Source organism: Streptomyces lydicamycinicus, from assembly GCF_000829715.2.
GTDB lineage: Bacteria > Actinomycetota > Actinomycetes > Streptomycetales > Streptomycetaceae > Streptomyces > Streptomyces lydicamycinicus.
Genome location: NZ_BBNO01000007.1, coordinates 383,415 through 401,361 on the forward strand (window position 1 = coordinate 383,415; position 17,947 = coordinate 401,361).

Here is a 17,947-nt window from a genome sequence, read left to right on the forward strand (position 1 = left end):
CCGGCCCGCCACCGTTTTCGCTGGACAACGCCGGGGCGGCCGAGTGGGATGGAGGGGTGCTGAAGGATTCCACGACCGAGGTCACCGACGTTTTCGAGGAACACCGCTCCGTACTCTTCGGGGTGGCCTACCGGATGCTCGGCCGGGTGGCCGATGCCGAGGACGTGCTCCAGGACGCCTGGCTGCGCTGGTCGGACGCGGACCGTGCCGCGGTACGGGAACCGCGCGCCTTTCTCGTACGGATCACCACCCGGCTGGCCATCGACCGGCTGCGTCAGGTCCAGTCACGACGCGAGTCCTATGTGGGGCCCTGGCTGCCGGAGCCGCTGCGGACGGACGTCGGCGGCATCGCCCCGGACACCGCCGAGCGCGCGGTGTTCACCGAGTCGGTCACCCTCGCCGTGCTCGTCGTCCTGGAGTCACTCTCCCCTCTGGAGCGCGCGGTGTTCGTGCTGCGCGAGGCCTTCGGCTATCCGTACGCGGAGATCGCCACCACTCTCGACCGCAGTGAGGCGGCGGTCCGGCAACTGGCGGGCCGGGCCCGGCGGCATGTGGAGGAGGGCAAACCACGCTACGAGGTCGATCCGGACCGGCAGCGGGAGCTGACCGAGCGGTTCCTGGCCGCGGCGGCCGGCGACGATCTGGACGGGCTGCTGAGCCTGCTGGCGGCCGACGCCCGGCTGGTCGGGGACAGCGGAGGGAAGGCCAAGGCCCCGCTGCGGATCATCGAGTCCGCGGACAAGGTCGCCCGCTTCCTCTTCGGCGTCACCAAGTCCCTGCCGGCCGGCCTGGAGTTCTCCGTCCTCGAACTCAACGGCGGGATCGCGGTGTTGGCGCTCCTCGACGGTGTGCCGGACACCGTCATCCAGCTCGGGATCGCGGACGGCGAGATCAAGACCGTCTACATCGTCCGCAACCCCGCGAAGCTGGAGTCGCTCGCGGCCCGCTGAGCGGCGGCCAGCAGACCGAGCCGCGGACTCGACAGCACCGGGACATCGCCGTCGAGTCCCTCGGCGGCCGGCGCCATGGAGGCCTGCGCCAGGACGATCACATCGGCGTCCCGGACCTCCCGTACCGCGGCGGCGACCGTCGACAGATAACCGTCGGTGTCGCCGCTCTCGAAGCGCTCCCAGGCGCCGGGCACCAGGACGCTACGCACCCCGACCGCGCGGCCGGCCCGTAGCGCCTCGTGGTTGATCAGGGCTTCCGTGGGGGCGAGGGTGCTCTCCAGAGCGGCGAGTACGGCGATCCGCGGGCCGGTGGCGACCGCGGCCGCGGCCATCGGACGGTCCACCCGGAGGGCGGGGAGGCCGAGCGCGGCGCCCGCCGTCTCCGCCACCGCACCGATCGTCGAGCAGGTGCAGAGCACGGCCCGTGCCCCGTGGCCAGCCGCGTCTGCGAGTACGGCGGAGATCTCGGCCGAGACGGCCTCCGGCCCCTGCTCCCTTGCCCGGGCGAGGAGTTGAGGGTGTACGAGGTGACGCAGTGCCAGGCCGGGGGTCTCCGCGTCCCGTAGTGCGTCGAAGACCGGGACGTGGACGGGCGAGGTGTGCAGCAGCGCGAGCATGACGGAGACGGTACCCAGCGGCCCCGCTGAGGGCGTGGGCGGGACGGCCCGTTCGGGCGTGCGGGCGGGCCGAAAGTGATCCCGGATTGGTCTTGACCAAGGGTGGGGGCGGCCATATCGTCGGGATACTGCAACAACCTTTAATAAAGAAGCGCTCATAATCGGGCGCGCAGCGGGCTCACATCTGCCGAACGCGCGCGGCCCGAGTCCCATGGGGGAGCAGCCCCGGTAGCGGCCAGTGCGGAGGACAGGGTGGGGACCACGCAGCTCGAAACGGTGCCGGAGCCGAAGTACTGGCACCTCAAGACCGTGCTCAGCGAGGCGCTGGACTCGGAGTTCGCGGTCGGCGAGATTCTGCCCAACGAGCGTGATCTGGCGGCGCGGTTCGGCGTCGCGCGGGCCACGCTGCGGCAGGCGCTCGAACAGCTGGAGCTGGAAGGCAGACTCCAGCGTCGCCGCGGTGTGGGCACCACGGTCGCCCCGCCCCGTGTCGGTGTCGCCGTCGCACCCGCCCGCCACAGCTGGCCCGGCGCCGCGGGCGACGACTGGCAGCCGGTCGGCTGCGACGTAAGCGACACGGTGCCCTCCGTGGTGGCCCGCCTGCTGGAGACCGCCGCGGGCGACCGGGTGCACATCGTCCGCCGCAGCCGGGTCACCCAGGACCGGCCCCTCGCCGCCGAGTCGCTGTACGTCCCGGCGGCCGTGATCCCCGGCAGCGCGCAGTTCGACCTGCTGACCGGCCCGGCGCGGGCCCATGCGGTCCTACAGGAGCTGCAGTCGCTGGAGTTGGAGGGCCAGGACCGCACCGTCGAGCTCGGCTCGGCCCGTGCGGAGGACGCCAAGCAGCTGGACCGGCTGCCCGGCGCACCCGTCCTGGTCGTCACCACCCGCTATGTCTCGGGCGGCCGTACGACAGCCGTCGCGGTCTCCACCTACCGGGCGGACACCTGCCGTCTGACCTTCGGTGAGAGCGACGCGGTCGCGTTTCTCGCGGGGTGAGACGGCCCGGCAGCTGAGGGGGCCCGCTCCGTTGTGGCGGGCCGCCGCCGCTCCGTAGTGGCCGTCAGCGCGCCGCGGTTCGGCGGCGGCCGGTCACCGTGCTCTCCACCGCGAAGAGTTCACCCTCCACGTGGTCGAGCGCGAGCCGCAGCGCCCCGGTGGCCACCGCTGCCTCGCCCAGCTGCGACAGGGCGACCTGTGGTGGGCGCAGGCAATAACGCGCCAACTCCCGGCGCAGCGGCTCCAGTACACCCGCCAGGCCCGCCGCCCAGCCGCCGATCACCACCAGCTCCGGGTCCAGCGCCAGCACCAGTGCCGCGACATCGTGCACCAGCCGCCGGAGGAAACGGTCCACCGCTTCCCGCGCCTGTGCGTCACCGTCCCGCGCCGCTGCGAAGACCGCCGCCACCTGCGCCTCGTCCAGGGGATGCAGCGGTTCTCCGGTCGTCGACAGCAGCTTCTCCGGTGTCGCCTCCCGGCCGAGCAGATGCAGTGCGCCGATCTCCCCGGCGGCTCCGCCGAAGCCGCGGTGCAGTCGGCCGCCGATCAGCGAGCCGGCCCCCGGGCTGAGACCCGCCAGCACGAAAACGATGTCATCGGAGCCGGTCGCCGCGCCCTGCCAGTGCTCGGCCACCGCGGCGGCGTTCGCGTCGTTCTCGACCAGCACCGGGCAGCGGAACGACCGTCGCAGCCGCTCACCCAGCGGGAGACCCGTCCAGCCCGGCAGCGCGGTGCTCAGCCGGACGGTGCCGTCGGCCTCCACGATGCCGGGGCCGGCCACCCCGACGGCCCGCAGCGAACCGCGGGACACTCCCGTACGCCGCAGCAGATCGGCCACCACGGCACGGACCCGCTCCAGCCGCTCGTCGGCGGGAGCGCGCTCCTCCACGGGGCGCTGTGCGCTGTCCAGCACCCGGCCGCCCAGATCGGACAGCAAGGCGGCGACGCGGTGCGGGCCGATCTCGATGCCCAGCAGATGGCCGGCCTCCGTACGGAAACGGAACCGGCGGGCGGGCCGTCCCTGGCGACGCGTCGCACCCTCCCCGACGGCCGCCTCGACCACCAGACCGGTCTCGATGAGCCCCTCGACCACACCCTCGACCGTCGGCCGGGACAGCCCCGTCACCTGGACGAGGTCGGTGAGCGTGGGGGAGTCCGCGGCGCGCAGCGCCTGCAGCACCACCGCGGAGTTGATCCGTCGCAGCAGGGACGGGTCCCCGCCGGTGAGCCGCCCCAACGTCCGTCTCCCTCACTTTGTGTGTGGGGCGGATCGTAGCCGGTCAGAGGGTGCGCGGCGAGCCCCGCGGGAGGGGGCCGCCGGCCGCCGTGCCGCCCGCCCGTCGGTCGCGGTGCGCGCGAGACCCACCCGTGCCGGGCCGCGGGAGGGCCAATTGTCAGACCCGCGCGGTTTACTGACGACATGACCATTGACAAGCATCTGACGGTCATCGACCGACTGCGGCTGCGGGAGTTCCCGGCGGTGCCGGACCGGTCCGCCATGGTCGAGAGCGGACCCGGCTACCACATAGCCGGGCTGCGGGTCAGCGAGGAGTTCTGGGACGCGGACGCCGCCGAGGTGGCGGAGGCCGAGGAGGACTTCACCGCCGAGCTGACGGCGCTGGTGCAGGCGCTGTCGTTACGGTGGGGCGCCCCCGAAACCGTCGATCTCGGGGCCCACTTGGAACGGACCGCGCGGGGCCTGCCGGTCCGGCCGCCGCTGGACACGCTGTGCGGCTATGTCCCGCGGATGCACGGCTGGCGGGTGCAGGGCCGCTGGATCGGTGTGGGGGTGGGGCAGGGCGCGCGCGAGCTGCCGTTCCAGCTGCTGGTGGCTGTGGGGGAGGGGACGGTGGTTCAGGGTTCGCCCCCGGACAGCCCCTAGCGGGAGAAAGCGGGGGCGAGGGCCGCGGAGAGGAGGCGGTGCGGGGCGCCGGTGCCGTCGGCGGGGACGGTCCAGAGGTCCGATCCGTAGTCGCCCGGCAGCGAGTAGACCAGCGTTCGGCCGTCGCGCCAGACGGCCTGGTCGTCGATGTTGCGGTGTTCAGCGGTCGCGGTCTCGCGCAGGGTGCGCAGGTCGAGGACGTACAGCCGCCACGGAGCGTCGGGGTCGGCGCCCGCGACGCGCTTCTTGTAGGCGATCCGGGTGCCGTCGGGGGACAGCGAGGGGCATTCGACGTTGGGGTGCAGGGCCCGGAGGGTTCCGGTGTTGCGGTCGCCGCGGACGAGATAGGTCTTTCCGCCGGTGGCGGCGGTGGCGTAGAAGCGGGTGTCATCGGCGAAGGTGACGCCCCAGACGTTGATGTCGGCGGCGCGGACCCGGTGTCCGTCGACGGTCAGCGCATAGGTTTCCAGATTGGCGTCCAGGTGCCGTCCACCGGTGTCGACGACGGAGGTGCGGGTGGAGAAGGCGGTGCCCGCGTAGGAGTCACCGCTGACGAAGACGGTCCAGGCGACGGTGCGGCCGCTGGGGGAGACCCGGGCACGGGTGGGGGTGCCGGCCACGTCGTAGTGGCGCACTTCGCGCAGCCGGTTGTCCAGGAGGACGGCCCGGTAGCTGTCCCGGAGTTCGCCGTGGACGGCCTGGAGACAGATACCGGTCCCGGCGGCCGCGTGGAACCGCAGACAGTGCACCCCGGACGCGGTGCGCGGCCCGCTGAGCCGCCCTTCCGGCACGGCGGTGATCTCGTCGCGGTGCGGCCCCCAGGCCATGTTGCGGAAGAGACTCTGGTCCGGCCCGTCCAGGCGTACGGTTCCGGGGGTCACCTTCGGGCCCCCGGACTGTGTGCGGTCCTTCCGGTCGGCGCGCCCGGCGGCGGCCAGGGTCGCGCCGACGGCGACCGCGCCGAGGACGACGACGGTGGCGAGCAGGATGAGCAGGCGCGCGGTACGGCTCAGCGGGATGCGGTTCACGATGTCTGCTCCGAGGGGGAGTTCGGGCCGGCCGCCGGTCCGGCCGGGCGCAGCAGCCGGGCGCTGAGGGCCGCGGCCAGGGCCAGTCCGACGGCCGCGGCGAGGACGGCGGTGTGGGCGCCCCAGGCGGTCCAGGCGGCACCGAAGGCGAGGGAGCAGACGAAGCGCGCGGCCGTCTGGCCGGTCTGCACCACGGCCAGGCCGCTGCCACGGGCGTCCTCGGGCACCGCGTCGGCGGTCGCGGCGGCCAGCACTCCGTCGGTCGCCGCGTAGAACGCACCGTGCAGGACGAGCACGGCACAGACCGGCGCCGCGCCGTCGCCGAGGGGTGCCAGCAGCAGCCCGTAGGCGCACAGCAGCACCAGATGCCCGGCCAGGAACAGCCGCCGCCGGCCGATGCGGTCGGCGATCGCCCCCATCGGCACCGCCAGCGACAGAAACGCCGCGGCGGTGCCCAGCGGGAGCAGCGGGAACCACCCCGCCGGGAGGTCCAGCCGCCGCTGGAGGGTCAGATACAGGAAGGAGTCGCTGACGGTGGTCAGCCCGAGCAGCACGGCGCATCCGGTCAGCCGGCGTATCTCCGGCTGGCCCAGCAGCGCGCGCACCGGCGTCCGTGGCCCGGCCGATGTCCGTGGCTCGGCCGAGGTCCGTCCGGCGGTGTCCGCCGCGGCGGGCAGGGCGCGGCCCGGGACGAACAACAGCAGCACGACCACGCCCAGTACGGCGACACAGAAGCTGACCGTGAACACCGCGTCATAGCCTTCGGCCGCCGCCCGCAGCAGCAGGAACGCCACCAGCGGGCCGCACAGGGCGCCCGCGGTGTCCATCGCCCGGTGCACCCCGAACGCCCGGCCACGGGCGGCCGGTTCGGCGGCCAGCGAGATCATCGCGTCCCGCGGCGCGGTCCGCAGCCCCTTGCCGGTCCGGTCCACCGCCAGCACCGCCCCGATCAGCGGCAACGAGTGCACCAGCAGCAACAGCGGTTTGCAGAGGGCGGAGAGCCCGTACCCCACCGCGGCCACCGCCTTGTGCCCGGCGCCCCCGCCGCGGTCCGACAGCCGGCCGCCCACCAGCCGGACCAGCGCGCTCACCCCGTTGTAGACCCCGTCCAGCACCCCGAACCCCAGCGGGGACAGCCCGAGTTCGGCGACGAGGTACAGCGGGAGCACGGCGGTGACCATCTCCGAGGAGATGTCGGTGATGAGGCTGACGGTGCCCAGGACCAGCACCGTGGAGGGGACGGCGGCGCGGACGCGGCGGCTGCGGCCGGTGCGCCGGCCGCCCGGCGATGCGGAGGTGGCGGGTGCCGGGCGGCCGTCTGCGAGATACACGGGTCAGCCGGCCCAGATACCGCTGATGTCCTTGGCGTCGGCGGCCCGGCCCGCGTGCGAGGTGCCGTACATGTCCTCAAGGGTGCGTAGCACGTCGTAGTGGTTGTAGGTGGTGGCCGAGGTGGAACCGGCCTGTACGGGCTGGCCGTACAGCACGGTCGGGATGCGGTTGCCGCTGAGCCGGTTGTCCTCGTCGAAGGTGACCAGCAGCAGACTGTTGTGGGTCTTGGCCCAGTCGGCGTAGCTCTTGAGGTGGTTCTTCACCCAGGTGTCACCCGTGGACACCGAGCAGTCGTGCATGTCGCTGCACAGGTTCGGCACCACGAACGAGACGGTGGGCAGCTTCGAGAAGTCGGTCGGGAAGGCGTCGAAGGTGTGGGCCGAGCCGGTGGAGACGTTGCTGAAACCGAACCACGGGTTGTGCTTCTGCGCGTAGTTGCCGCTCTTGCAGGTGGTCGAGCCCTCGGACGGCAGCGATTCGTTGTAGCTCGCCCAGGACTTGCCGGCCGCCGTCAGCTCGGAGGCGAGGTTGGGGGCGTCGCTGAACCCCGGGTCGACGCAGCTGTCGTCGGTGACGCCCTGGGTGTCGCCGGAGAAGAGGGCGTAGTAGTTGGGCTGGCTGGGGTGGGTCTCGGCGTAGGAGGCGGTCAGGTTGGCGCCGCCGGAGGCCAGGGAGTTGAGGTACGGGGCGCTGGAGCTGCCCATCACCTGGTCGTAGGCGTGGTTCTCGAAGACGACCACGACCACATGGTCGGGGGTGGGCACGGCGGCCGTGGCGGCCTCGGCGCCGAAGCCGTTGCCCGCCCAGATGCCGAGACCGGCGGTGGCCAGGGCGAACGCCCCGGCGAGCGCGGTGACTTTGCGGCGTCGTGAGCGGCGGATGCGGTGGGAGGAGGGGGCTTCGGCGGCGGAGGGCGACGCGGACGTGGCAGGCACAGGAGTCTCCGTACGGGAGTGGGGGCTGCGCGGGCGGCGTCAGAGTAGAACCGTCCGGTAGGCATGTACATGCCTTCAAGGTGACGACCGGCCGAACGGTGCACGGCTTTATCCGCCGTCGCCCTCCGCGAACGCCGCGGCGCGCAGCCGTCCGTACTCCTCCGCCATGGCCGCCACCGTCCAATGGGCGTTCAGCCCGCTGGGGTTGGGCAGGGCCCAGATGCGGGTGTCGCCCAGTGTGCGCCGCTGGGGCCCGATCGCGGCCTTCTTGTCGTCGAAGGCGACGCGGTACGCGGTGACACCGGCGACGGCCAGCCAGCGGGGGCGCAGCAGCGCCACCTTCTCGGCCAGCAGCCGGCCGCCCTCGCGGTACTCCTGTGCGGTCAGCTCGTCGGCCTTGGCCGTCGCCCGTGCCACGACATTGGTGATGCCGAGGCCATGGGCGAGCAACTCCTCCTGCTCGGCGGGCCGGAACTGGCGCGGGGTGAAGCCGGCGGCGTGCAGCACCGGCCAGAACCGGTTGCCGGGCCGGGCGAAGTGGTGGCCGGTGGCGGCCGTCATCAGCCCGGGGTTGATGCCGCAGAAGAGCACGCGAAGGCCGCTCGCGGCCACGTCGGGGACGAGGCGGTCGCGAGCGGCTTCCAGCTCTTCGGGGGTGAAGCCCATGGGCCCTCGCGTCAGAGGATCGAGCCGGGGGTGTACGCCGCGGCCTCCGGGTGCTGCTTGGCGATCTCCCCGATCCGGGTGACGACGGCCGTCACCTGGTCGGCCGCGGCGCCGGTGAAGGAGAGCTTGTCCGCCATCAGGGCGTCCAACTGTGCCTTGTCCAGCGGGATCCGCGCATCGGCGGCGAGCTTGTCCAGCAGCTCGTTGCGCTCCGCGCCCTGCTCCCGCATGGCCAGCGCCGAGGCGACCGCGTTCTCCTTGATCGCCTCATGCGCCTCTTCGCGGCCCACACCGGCGCGCACCGCACCCATCAGTACCTTCGTCGTGGCGAGGAACGGCAGATAGCGGTCCAGCTCGCGGCCGATGACGGCGGGGAACGCGCCGAACTCGTCGAGCACGGTCAGGAACGTCTCCAGCAGGCCGTCCAGCGCGAAGAACGAGTCCGGCAGGGCCACCCGGCGCACCACGGAGCAGGACACATCGCCCTCGTTCCACTGGTCGCCGGAGAGCTCACCGGCCATCGAGGCATAGCCGCGCAGGATCACCATCAGGCCGTTGACGCGCTCGCAGGAGCGGGTGTTCATCTTGTGCGGCATCGCCGAGGAGCCGACCTGGCCGGGCTTGAAGCCCTCGGTGACCAGCTCGTGGCCGGCCATCAGCCGGATGGTTTTGGCCAGCGAGGAGGGGGCGGCGGCCAGCTGCACCAGCGAGGTCACCACGTCGTAGTCCAGCGACCGGGGGTAGACCTGGCCGACGGAGGTGAAGGCCCGGCCGAAACCGAGGTGCGCGGCGATCCGCTGCTCCAGGTCGGCGAGCTTGGTGGCGTCGCCGCCCAGCAGGTCGAGCATGTCCTGGGCGGTGCCGACCGGGCCCTTGATGCCGCGCAGCGGGTAGCGGGAGAGCAGCTCCTCCAGCCGGGCGAACGCCACCAGCAGCTCGTCCGCGGCGGTCGCGAAACGCTTGCCGAGGGTCGTGGTCTGGGCGGCGACGTTGTGCGAGCGGCCCGCCATGACCAGCTCGGCGTGCTGGGCGGCCAGCGAGCCCAGGCGCGCCAGCACGGCGACCGTACGGTCCCGCATCAGCTCCAGCGAGAGCCGCACCTGCAACTGCTCGACGTTCTCGGTCAGGTCGCGGGAGGTCATGCCCTTGTGGACCTGCTCATGGCCGGCGAGGGCGTTGAACTCCTCGATACGGGCCTTGACGTCGTGCCGGGTCACCTTCTCGCGCTCGGCGATGGAGGCCAGGTCGACGTCGTCCAGGACCCGCTCGTAATCGGCCAGCGCCTGCTCGGGGACCTCCACCCCCAGGTCCTTCTGCGCGCGCAGCACGGCAAGCCACAGCTTCCGCTCCAGCTTGACCTTGTATTCGGGGGACCAGAGCACGGCCAGCTCCGCGGAGGCGTAGCGGCCGGCCAGAACATTGGGGATGCGAGGCTTCGCAGACACAGCAGTCACGTGGTCAGAGTCTACTGGCGGTTTGCGCAGGCCAGCGCCCCGGTCCCGGCTGTATGTTCCTCCAAGCCGGATGCGGGGCCCCAGCCCGGTGCGCCGCCCGGTGTCAGCCCTCGTACGGCAGCAGCTCGGGGCGCTTGGCCGGACGGCCGTCACCGGAGGACCGGCCGGTGAGCCGACGGACTGTCCACGGCCCCAGATGTTCGCGCGCGAACCGCAGATCCGCGGCGCGCCGCGCACCCCAGCCCGGCGGTGCGGCGGCCGGCAGCGGCGCGTCCCACTCCGACTCGGCGGCCAGCCCGAGCGCCTGCCAGACCGCCTCCGCCACCCGGCGGTGCCCCTCGGCGTTCAGATGCAGCCGGTCATCGGCCCACAGTCGCGGGTCGGACAGCGCCTTGGAGGCGTACAGATCCACCACGACGGCACCGTGCCGCGCGGCCACCGCGTCGATCCGCGCGAACAGCTGCTCCATGCGTGGCCGGAAGCGCTCCAGTACGGGACCCTGCCGCCCCGGGCTGCGCATCAGCACCAGCTGCCCACCGCCCTCGGCCAGCCGCCCGGCGGCGTCCTCGAACCGGGCGCACACCCGGTCCACGTCGCACCGGGGCCGCAGAACGTCATTGAGCCCGCCGACCAGCGTCACCAGATCGGCGCCCATCGCGGCCGCCGGCCCGCACTGCTCGTCGGCGATCTGCCCGATGAGCTTGCCGCGCACCGCGAGATTGGCGTAGCGGAAGCCCGGTGCGGCGGCGGGTTCCCCGGCCGGGCCCCGGGCCGCGGCCGCCAGCCGGGCGGCGAGCAGATCGGCCCAGCCGCGGTACGAGCCGTCCGGCAGGGCGTCCGACATTCCCTCGGTGAAGCTGTCGCCGACCGCGACGAAACTGGTGTAGCGGGCATTCATCTCCATGGCGCGGTGATCCTACCGCCCGCCGTACCGCGCGGTATGCCCGGTCCCCGGGGAGGCGGATCCCCATCAGGCCGCGGGGCGTTGCAGCACCAGCTCCCGGAGCACGTCCTCCATCGTCACCAGCCCGGCCAGCCGCCCGTCGTCGCCGATCACCGCGGCCAGATGCGTACTCGATCCGCGCATCGCCGTCAGTACGTCGTCCAGCAGCGTCGAGGCCTTCACCCGGGCGATCGGGCGCAGCGTGGAGACCGGGAAGGCCAGATTGCGGGGGCTGGCGTCCAGGGCGTCCTTGACGTGCAGATAGCCGAGGATCCGCCGGGTGTCGTCGACCACGGGGAAGCGGGAGAAGCCGGACTCGGCGGCCAGCCGCTCCAGCCCCTCGGGGGTGATCCCCATCTGCGCGGAGACCACCTTCTCGACCGGCAGCACCACGTCCCGGACCGGGCGGCGGCCCAGCTCCAGTGCGTCGCGCAGCCGCTCCTGCGCCCGCTCGTCGAGCAGACCGGCCTCCCGGGAGGCCTCGACCATCTTCGCGAGCTGATCGTCCGAGAACGTCGCGGCCACCTCGTCCTTGGTCTCCACCCGCATGAGCTTGAGCAGCCCGTTGGCGAGCGCGTTGATCGCGAAGATCGCCGGACGCAGCGCCCGGGTCAGGGCGACCAGGGGCGGCCCGAGCGTCAGGGCGCTGCGCACCGGCTCGGCCAGGGCGACGTTCTTCGGCACCATCTCGCCGAAGAGCATGTGCAGATAGGTGGCCAGCGACAGCGCGATCACGAATGAGATCGGGTGGATCAGCGCGGTCGAGATGCCCACCGCGTGGAACACCGGCTCCAGGAGATGGGCGATGGCGGGCTCGGCGACGGCGCCCAGCACCAGGGTGCACAGGGTGATGCCCAACTGGGCCGCCGCCAGCAGGGCCGAGACATGCTGGAGCCCCCACAGCACGCTGGTCGCCCGGCGGTCACCGCGCTCCGCGTACGGCTCGATCTGGCTGCGGCGCACCGAGATCAGGGCGAACTCGGCGCCCACGAAGAAGGCGTTGACGACCAGCGTCAGCAGACCCACGAACAGCTGGACCGCGGTCATCGGCGGGCCTCCTTCTCCTGCTCGCCGGTGCTGCCCGGCAGCGGGGCGTGCAGCAGCACCCGCGCCGCGCGGTGGCCGGTGGCGTCCAGGACATCCATCGACCAGCCGGCCACCTCCAGGGTGTCGCCGGCTTGCGGTATCCGGCCGAGTTCGGTGGCGATCAGACCGGCGAGGGTCTCGTACGGGCCTTCCGGGAGCCGCAGGCCGATCCGCTCCAGCTGGTCGGTGCGCGCGGCGCCGTCGGCGTGGTAGGCCTTGCGGCCCGCCGCATCGGTTCCGGCGGGCGCCAGATCGGGGGTCTCCAGCGGGTCGTGTTCGTCGCGGACCTCGCCGACCACTTCCTCGACGATGTCCTCCAGCGTCACCACCCCGGCCGTACCGCCGTATTCGTCGATGACCACGGCCATCGTGCGCTTGCCGGAGAGCCGGTCGAGCAGCCGGTCCACGGTCAGCGTCGTGGGGACCAGCAGCGGCTCGCGGACCAGCTCGGAGACCGGGTGGCGGGGGCGGCGCTCAGCGGGGATGGCCAGCACGTCCTTGATGTGCGCCACCCCGACGACGCTGTCCAGGCTGCCGCGGTAGACGGGGAAGCGGGACAGCCCGGTCGCCCGGGTCGCATTGGCCACGTCCTCGGCGGTGGACTGCACCTCCAGCGCGATCGCCTGCACCCGCGGTGTCATCACGTTCTCCGCGGTCAGATCGGCGAGATTGAGGGTGCGGACGAAGAGCTCGGCGGTGTCGGGCGCCAGCGCGCCCTCCTTGGCGGAGTGCCGGGCCAGCGCCACCAGCTCCTGCGGGCCGCGGGCCGAGGCCAGCTCCTCGGCGGGCTCCAGGCCCATCCGGTGGACCGTGCGGTTGGCGGTGTTGTTGAGATGCCGGATCAGCGGCCGGAAGGCGGCACTGAAACCGCGCTGGGCGGTGGCGACCTTCTTCGCGATGGCCAGCGGGTGGGAGATGGCCCAGTTCTTCGGGACCAGCTCGCCGACGACCATCAGGACGACGGTGGAGATCGCCGTACCGAGGACCACGGCCAGCGAATCCGCCACCGAGCGCGGCAGGCCCATCGCGTCCAGCGGTCCCGCCAGCAGAGTGGCGATGGCCGGTTTGGACAGCATGCCGATGACCAGGCCGGTGACGGTGATGCCCAGCTGGGCCCCGGAGAGCTGGAAGGTGAGACCGCGGACCGCCTTCAGGGCGCTGTCCGCGCCCCGCTCGCCGCGCTCGGCGGCGCGCTCGAGTTCGCTGCGCTCGACGGTCGTCAGCGAGAACTCGGCCGCGACGAAGACACCACAGGCCAGGGTCAGGAGGAGCGCCACGCCCAGAAAGAGCAGGTCGGTCATCGAGTCACCTCCGTCCCATGATCGAACAGGATCGGGAGGTTCGCGCTCTGTCGGGAGGGTGCCCGGCAACTGGGAGGCTCGCCCATGGCTGGACGCTCACACACCTTTCACTGAGGAGGGGGAACACCATGGTAAAGGATCAGCAAAGTCGCTGGTGGGCCAAAGTCGCTGGTGAGCAAAGAGCCCGCCCCGGGGCCGGGGCGGGCTCTGCGTGCTCTGGGGATGCCGGGCTCAGCTGTCGAGGTGTTTGACCCAGCGGCTCCACTGGGGCTCGGGCGCGTAACCCGCCGCGCGCCACGCATGCTGCGCCGGCTCATTGCGGTCCAGCACCATCGCATCGCCGCGCCGGCCGCCCAGCGCGCGGAACCGCTCCTCGGCGGCCGCCAGCAGTGCGGTGCCGATGCCCTGCCTGCGGTACCCGGGGTGGACCGCCAGCCGGTAGAGATGGCAGCGCCAGCCGTCGAAGCCGGCTATCACGGTGCCGGTGAGGACGCCGTCGCGCTCGGCGAGGAGCAGGGCCTCCGGGTCCCGGGTGACGAGCCGGGTCACTCCGTCGTGGTCGTCGCTGATGCTGGTGCCTTCCGCGGCCGTGCGCCAGAACGTCAGCACGGTGTCGATGTCCGACGCGGTGGCGCTGCGGATGTGGAGATCGCTCATGGGGTGAGCCAAGCAGAGCGCCGAAGTGATCGGCGACCCCTTTCCGTATGGACGGACCCGGACCCGAAGCTCAGACGTAGAAGCGCGTGACGCTCTGGAGTACGGCGGCGGGTTTGCTGCCGCCCTCGATCTCTATCGTGCCGTCCACCGTCATCTGCACTCCGCCACTGATGTCGTCGACGGAGGCGAGGACGGCGCTCAGCCGGAGGCGGCTGCCGACCGGGACGGGCGCGGGGAAACGGACCTTGTTGAGGCCGTAGTTGACCTTGGTGGTGACGCCCTCGACGTCCAGCAGGTCGGTGAAGAGCGGGATGAACAGCGCCAGGGTCAGATAGCCGTGCGCGATGGGGCCGCCGAAGGGCCCCCGTCGCGCGCGTTCGACGTCCACGTGGATCCACTGGTGGTCGCCGGTGGCGTCGGCGAATCCGTTGACGCGGTCCTGGGTGAGGTCGATCCAGTCACTGGTGCCGAGCGGGCTGCCGGACAGTTTCTTGAGCTCGTCGATGCCGTGGACGGAAACAGTCACCTTGATTCTCCTCGGGGAGGGGCGGAAAGGGGGGCGGTCAGAACGGAAGGGGGTGGTCAGAGGGCGCCGTACCGGGCGCGGACCTGCTGCTTGAGGAGCTTTCCCGAGGCGGTGCGCGGGAGTTCACCGGCCACGACCAGGGTCTTCGGGATCTTGTACTTGGCGAGCCGGCCGGCCAGCGAGGTGAGGATTCCGGCCGGGTCGGGCGCCGCCCCTTCGCGGGGGACGACCACCGCGCGGCCGACCTCGCCCCACTCGTCGTCGGGGACGCCGATGACCGCGCACTCGGCGATATCGGGGTGGGCGAGGAGGGCGTTCTCGACCTCGGCGGGGTAGATGTTCTCCCCACCCGAGATGATCATGTCCTTGAGCCGGTCGACGATGGTGACATAGCCGTCGGAGTCGATCCGCGCGGCGTCGCCGGTCCGGAACCAGCCGTCGGTGAAAGCCACCGCACTCTCCTCGGGAAGACCCCAGTACCCGGGCATGACATGCGGCCCGCGTACGACCACCTCGCCGGTCTCTCCCACGTCCACCGGCGTCAGGTCGGGCCGGGCGACGCGTACCTCGCTGAAGAAGTGCGGGACGCCGGCGGAGCCGCCCTTGCTGACGGCGTGCTCGGCGTCGAGGAAGAGGGCCCCGGGGGCCGCCTCCGTCATCCCGTACCCCTGAAGGAACGACAGGCCGCGGCGCTGGTAGGTCTCGATGAGCGAGCCGGGGACCGGTGCGCCGCCGCAGGTGAGGGTGCGCAGCGAGGAGAGGTCCGCCTGCTGCCAGCGGGGCCGGCCGGCGAGCCGGCTGTACATGGCCGGCACCCCGAACATGAACGTCACACGGTGCTCCTCGATCAGATCGAGGGTCGCATCGGGGTCGAAGGACCCGGTCAGGACACAGGCGCCGCCCTTCAGCAGTACGGGCAGGGTGAGCATGTTCAGCGCGGCGGTATGGAACAGCGGCGCCGACACCAGCGCCACCTCGTCGGCCGTCAGATCGCTGTCCACCAGGACATTGACCGCGTTCCAGGTGAGGTTGGCGTGGGTGAGCATCGCGCCCTTGGGGCGGCCCGTCGTGCCCGAGGTGTACATGATGAGGCCCACCTCGTCGCCGCCGACGGGTTCGTCGACGGGGTCGCGCGAGGAGGCCGCGAGGAGGTCCTCGTACTCCGGGCCCACGGTGACGGTTCTCCGCAGGTCCACGGCGCCCCGCAGCTCGTCGACGACGGCTGCCTGCGCCGGGGAGTGCACCAGCACACTCGTCCCGGAGTCCATCAGCTGGTACGCGATCTCGGGTGCGGCGAGGCGGGTGTTGAGCGGCACGAACACCGCGCCGAGCAGACCGGCCGCGAAGAACGTCTCCAGGAAGGACGGGTGGTTGGGGCCGAGGTAGGCGACCCGGTCGCCGCGCCGGACCCCCGCTTCGCGCAGCGCGTGGCCCAGACGGGTGGTGCGCTCGTGGAGTGCGGCATAGGAGGTCGGCGCGCCCTCGTGGAGGAGGGCGGTACGACCGGGGGTCTTACGGGCCCGGCGGGCGGGCCATGACCCCAGTCCCTCGTTGCGCATCACAATCTCCTTGTCAGGAGCGGGATTCGGGGTCCGGACCGACGAGCCCGAGGAGCCGGGCGGCGTTGTCCCTGAGGATCTTCGGCCTGACCTCGTCCTTGAGCGGAAGTTTGGCGAAGTCGGCGAGCCAGCGGTCGGGCGTCAGGACGGGGTAGTCGGAGCCGAAGAGCACCTTGTCCTGGAGCAGCGTGTTGGCGTAGTGGACGAGCTGTTTCGGAAAGTACTTGGGTGACCATCCGGACAGGTCGATATGCACGCCCGGTTTGTGTGTCGCGACGGCGAGAGCCTCGTCCTGCCAGGGGAACGACGGATGCGCCAGGATGATCTTCATCTGTGGGAAGTCGGCGGCGACGTCATCGACATACAGCGGGTTGGAGTACTTCAGCCGGATGCCCCCGCCGCCGGGCACACCGGCGCCGATGCCGGTCTGGCCGGTGTGGAAGAGCGCGATGGACCCGGTCTCCTCGATCACCTCGTACAGCGCGTAGGCGAGGTCGCGGTCGTTGGGGAAGAAGCCCTGGATACTGGGGTGGAACTTGAAACCCCGGACGCCGTACTCCGACACCAGCCTCCGGGCCTGCTTGACGGCGGTCCTGCCCCGGAAGGGGTCGAGCGAGGCGAAGGGGATGAGTACGTCGGGGTTGGCGGCCGCGGCCTCCGCGACCTCCTCGTTGGGCACCGGAGGTGTGCCGGTGGCGGATTCGGCGTCGACGGTGAAGACGACGGCAGCCATCCTCCGTTCCCGGTAGTACGCGGCCATCTCCTCCAGGGTGGGCTTGCGCTCGCCCTCGACCTTGAAATAGGCGCTGGAGGCGGCATACAGGTCGTTGTCCAGGGCATGGTCGCCCTTGGCCGACACCTCGGCATGGGTGTGGACGTCGATCGCGACGAGCTCGTCGGTGTTCATCGGCTCACCGGGCCTGGGGAGCGGGGATACCGACCGTCTGCGGAGCGCTGCCCACCGAGTGATGCCAGGTGGCGGCGATGCCCTCCGGCGTCCAGCCGCCATCGGCGTAGGCGACCGAGACCTCCTGCGGATGCGACCACAGCGCGAGCTTGTCACCGCCGATGCCGATGCACTGCCCGGTGACGTCCCGCGCCGCGTCGGAGGCGAGGAAAGGCAGCAGCGCGGCACAGTCCTCGGGGGTACCGAACCCCTCGCCCTTGCGCAGGAACTCCGGCAGCGGCTCACCGCGGTGCAGGGCCTCGATGTACGGGGCGAAGGCCGGGATTGTCTCGGTCATGGCGGTCGCCGCCACCGGGACGACGGCATTGACGGTGATGCCCGCCCGGCCCAGCTCCATGGACCAGGTGCGCACCATGGCGCCGATGCCGGCCTTGGCCGCGGCGTAGTTGGTCTGGCCGAAGTTGCCGCGCTGGCCGGCCGGCGAGCCGATCAGGATCAGGCTGCCGCCCTCGCCCTGTTCGCGCATCCGGACCGCGGCGGCGCGGGCGCAGGTGAAGGTGCCCCGCAGATGCGTGGTGACGACGCTGTCGAAGTCGTCGTCCGTCATCTTCCACAGGACGCGGTCCCGCAGGATCCCGGCGTTGGTGACCATGATGTCGAGCCGCCCGAACTCCTGGACGGCACGGGCGACCAGGCGGTCCGCGGCCTCGGTGGTGCCGACGGCCGCCACCTCGGCCACCGCCCGGCCGCCCGCATCGGTCAGGGACCGGACGGCCTGCCCGGCGATCCCGGCGTCCACGTCATTGATGACGACGGCGGCGCCGGCCCTGGCCAGCGCGGTGGCGTAGGCGAGGCCGAGGCCCCGGCCGGAGCCGGTGACCACGGCCACCTTGCCGCTGAGGTCGGTGGAGGAAGGGGGAGTGGGGTCTGACATGGCGATGTGCTCCTTCTCTTGGGAGGGAGGGTGCGGGAGCCCTGGGCTGCGGCTCGGCGCGGTCCGACTCTCCCGAAGGAAGCTAAGACCAATCATTGTTGTCGTCAATAGTTGCCGTGGACCTCGGTATGCTCCATGCTGAGACGGCCCCACCCCGCCCACGCTCCCGTT

18 protein-coding genes are annotated in these 17,947 nt (G+C 71.9%); 3 read left to right on the forward strand and 15 right to left on the reverse strand.

From position 1 onward, the window contains the following. Positions 1–56 precede the first annotated feature (56 nt). On the forward strand, positions 57–950 hold the full coding sequence (locus TU31_RS24170; protein ID WP_042158170.1) for an RNA polymerase sigma-70 factor: 894 nt from the start codon (positions 57–59) through the stop codon (positions 948–950). On the opposite strand, the gene TU31_RS24175 is transcribed toward TU31_RS24170, so the two are convergent. Next, positions 902–1,567, reverse strand: a complete 666-nt coding sequence (locus tag TU31_RS24175; protein WP_042158171.1) for an aspartate/glutamate racemase family protein — start codon at positions 1,565–1,567, stop codon at positions 902–904. The two genes, TU31_RS24170 and TU31_RS24175, sit on opposite strands and share 49 nt — an antisense overlap. 252 nt (positions 1,568–1,819) lie before the next feature. Here TU31_RS24175 and TU31_RS24180 point away from each other — a divergent pair, with 252 nt between their 5' ends. After that, positions 1,820–2,566: a GntR family transcriptional regulator gene (locus TU31_RS24180; protein WP_042158172.1), complete on the forward strand. Its 747-nt coding sequence runs from the start codon at positions 1,820–1,822 to the stop codon at positions 2,564–2,566. 64 nt (positions 2,567–2,630) lie between these two features. On the opposite strand, the gene TU31_RS24185 is transcribed toward TU31_RS24180, so the two are convergent. Next, positions 2,631–3,803, reverse strand: a complete 1,173-nt coding sequence (locus TU31_RS24185) for an ROK family transcriptional regulator (protein WP_042158173.1) — start codon at positions 3,801–3,803, stop codon at positions 2,631–2,633. Between the two features lie 183 nt (positions 3,804–3,986). Here TU31_RS24185 and TU31_RS24190 point away from each other — a divergent pair, with 183 nt between their 5' ends. Then, positions 3,987–4,448, forward strand: coding sequence for a hypothetical protein (locus TU31_RS24190; RefSeq protein WP_042158175.1), 462 nt, complete (start codon positions 3,987–3,989; stop codon positions 4,446–4,448). On the opposite strand, the gene TU31_RS24195 is transcribed toward TU31_RS24190, so the two are convergent. From TU31_RS24195 to TU31_RS24255, 13 genes are all read right to left on the reverse strand, one after another. Further along, positions 4,445–5,461 carry a TolB family protein gene (locus TU31_RS24195; protein WP_042158890.1) on the reverse strand — a complete coding sequence of 339 codons (1,017 nt, stop codon included), beginning with the start codon at positions 5,459–5,461 and terminating at the stop codon, positions 4,445–4,447. The two genes, TU31_RS24190 and TU31_RS24195, sit on opposite strands and share 4 nt — an antisense overlap. 11 nt (positions 5,462–5,472) lie before the next feature. Further along, positions 5,473–6,807, reverse strand: a complete 1,335-nt coding sequence (locus tag TU31_RS24200; RefSeq protein ID WP_042158176.1) for an MFS transporter — start codon at positions 6,805–6,807, stop codon at positions 5,473–5,475. 3 nt (positions 6,808–6,810) lie between these two features. Beyond that, the gene (locus TU31_RS24205; protein ID WP_042158891.1) at positions 6,811–7,689 is read right to left on the reverse strand and encodes an alkaline phosphatase family protein; all 879 of its coding nucleotides are present in this window, start codon (positions 7,687–7,689) and stop codon (positions 6,811–6,813) included. A 162-nt stretch (positions 7,690–7,851) separates the two neighbouring features. Continuing rightward, positions 7,852–8,409 (reverse strand): G/U mismatch-specific DNA glycosylase, encoded by a 558-nt coding sequence (gene mug / locus TU31_RS24210; RefSeq protein ID WP_042158177.1) that lies wholly within the window; start codon positions 8,407–8,409, stop codon positions 7,852–7,854. A gap of 11 nt (positions 8,410–8,420) precedes the next feature. After that, a complete protein-coding gene (gene purB / locus TU31_RS24215; protein WP_042158178.1) occupies positions 8,421–9,854 on the reverse strand; it encodes an adenylosuccinate lyase in 1,434 nt (477 codons plus the stop codon). A 112-nt stretch (positions 9,855–9,966) separates the two neighbouring features. Continuing rightward, a complete protein-coding gene (locus tag TU31_RS24220; RefSeq protein ID WP_042158179.1) occupies positions 9,967–10,767 on the reverse strand; it encodes an SGNH/GDSL hydrolase family protein in 801 nt (266 codons plus the stop codon). Between the two features lie 66 nt (positions 10,768–10,833). Then, entirely contained in the window at positions 10,834–11,853 is a 1,020-nt protein-coding gene (locus TU31_RS24225) for a hemolysin family protein (protein ID WP_042158180.1), read from the reverse strand. Continuing rightward, positions 11,850–13,193 (reverse strand): hemolysin family protein, encoded by a 1,344-nt coding sequence (locus TU31_RS24230; protein ID WP_042158181.1) that lies wholly within the window; start codon positions 13,191–13,193, stop codon positions 11,850–11,852. Before TU31_RS24230 ends, TU31_RS24225 begins: the two co-directional genes overlap by 4 nt. Positions 13,194–13,424: 231 nt before the next feature. Further along, on the reverse strand, positions 13,425–13,850 hold the full coding sequence (locus tag TU31_RS24235; RefSeq protein ID WP_042158182.1) for a GNAT family N-acetyltransferase: 426 nt from the start codon (positions 13,848–13,850) through the stop codon (positions 13,425–13,427). A 70-nt stretch (positions 13,851–13,920) separates the two neighbouring features. Further along, entirely contained in the window at positions 13,921–14,376 is a 456-nt protein-coding gene (locus tag TU31_RS24240) for a MaoC family dehydratase (RefSeq protein ID WP_042158183.1), read from the reverse strand. 56 nt (positions 14,377–14,432) lie between these two features. Then, positions 14,433–15,935: an acyl-CoA synthetase gene (locus tag TU31_RS24245; protein WP_042158184.1), complete on the reverse strand. Its 1,503-nt coding sequence runs from the start codon at positions 15,933–15,935 to the stop codon at positions 14,433–14,435. Positions 15,936–15,948: 13 nt separating this feature from the next. Continuing rightward, positions 15,949–16,842 (reverse strand): amidohydrolase family protein, encoded by an 894-nt coding sequence (locus TU31_RS24250; protein ID WP_042158185.1) that lies wholly within the window; start codon positions 16,840–16,842, stop codon positions 15,949–15,951. Between the two features lie 4 nt (positions 16,843–16,846). Continuing rightward, a complete protein-coding gene (locus TU31_RS24255; protein ID WP_042158186.1) occupies positions 16,847–17,776 on the reverse strand; it encodes an SDR family NAD(P)-dependent oxidoreductase in 930 nt (309 codons plus the stop codon). Between the last annotated feature and the right edge of the window lie 171 nt (positions 17,777–17,947).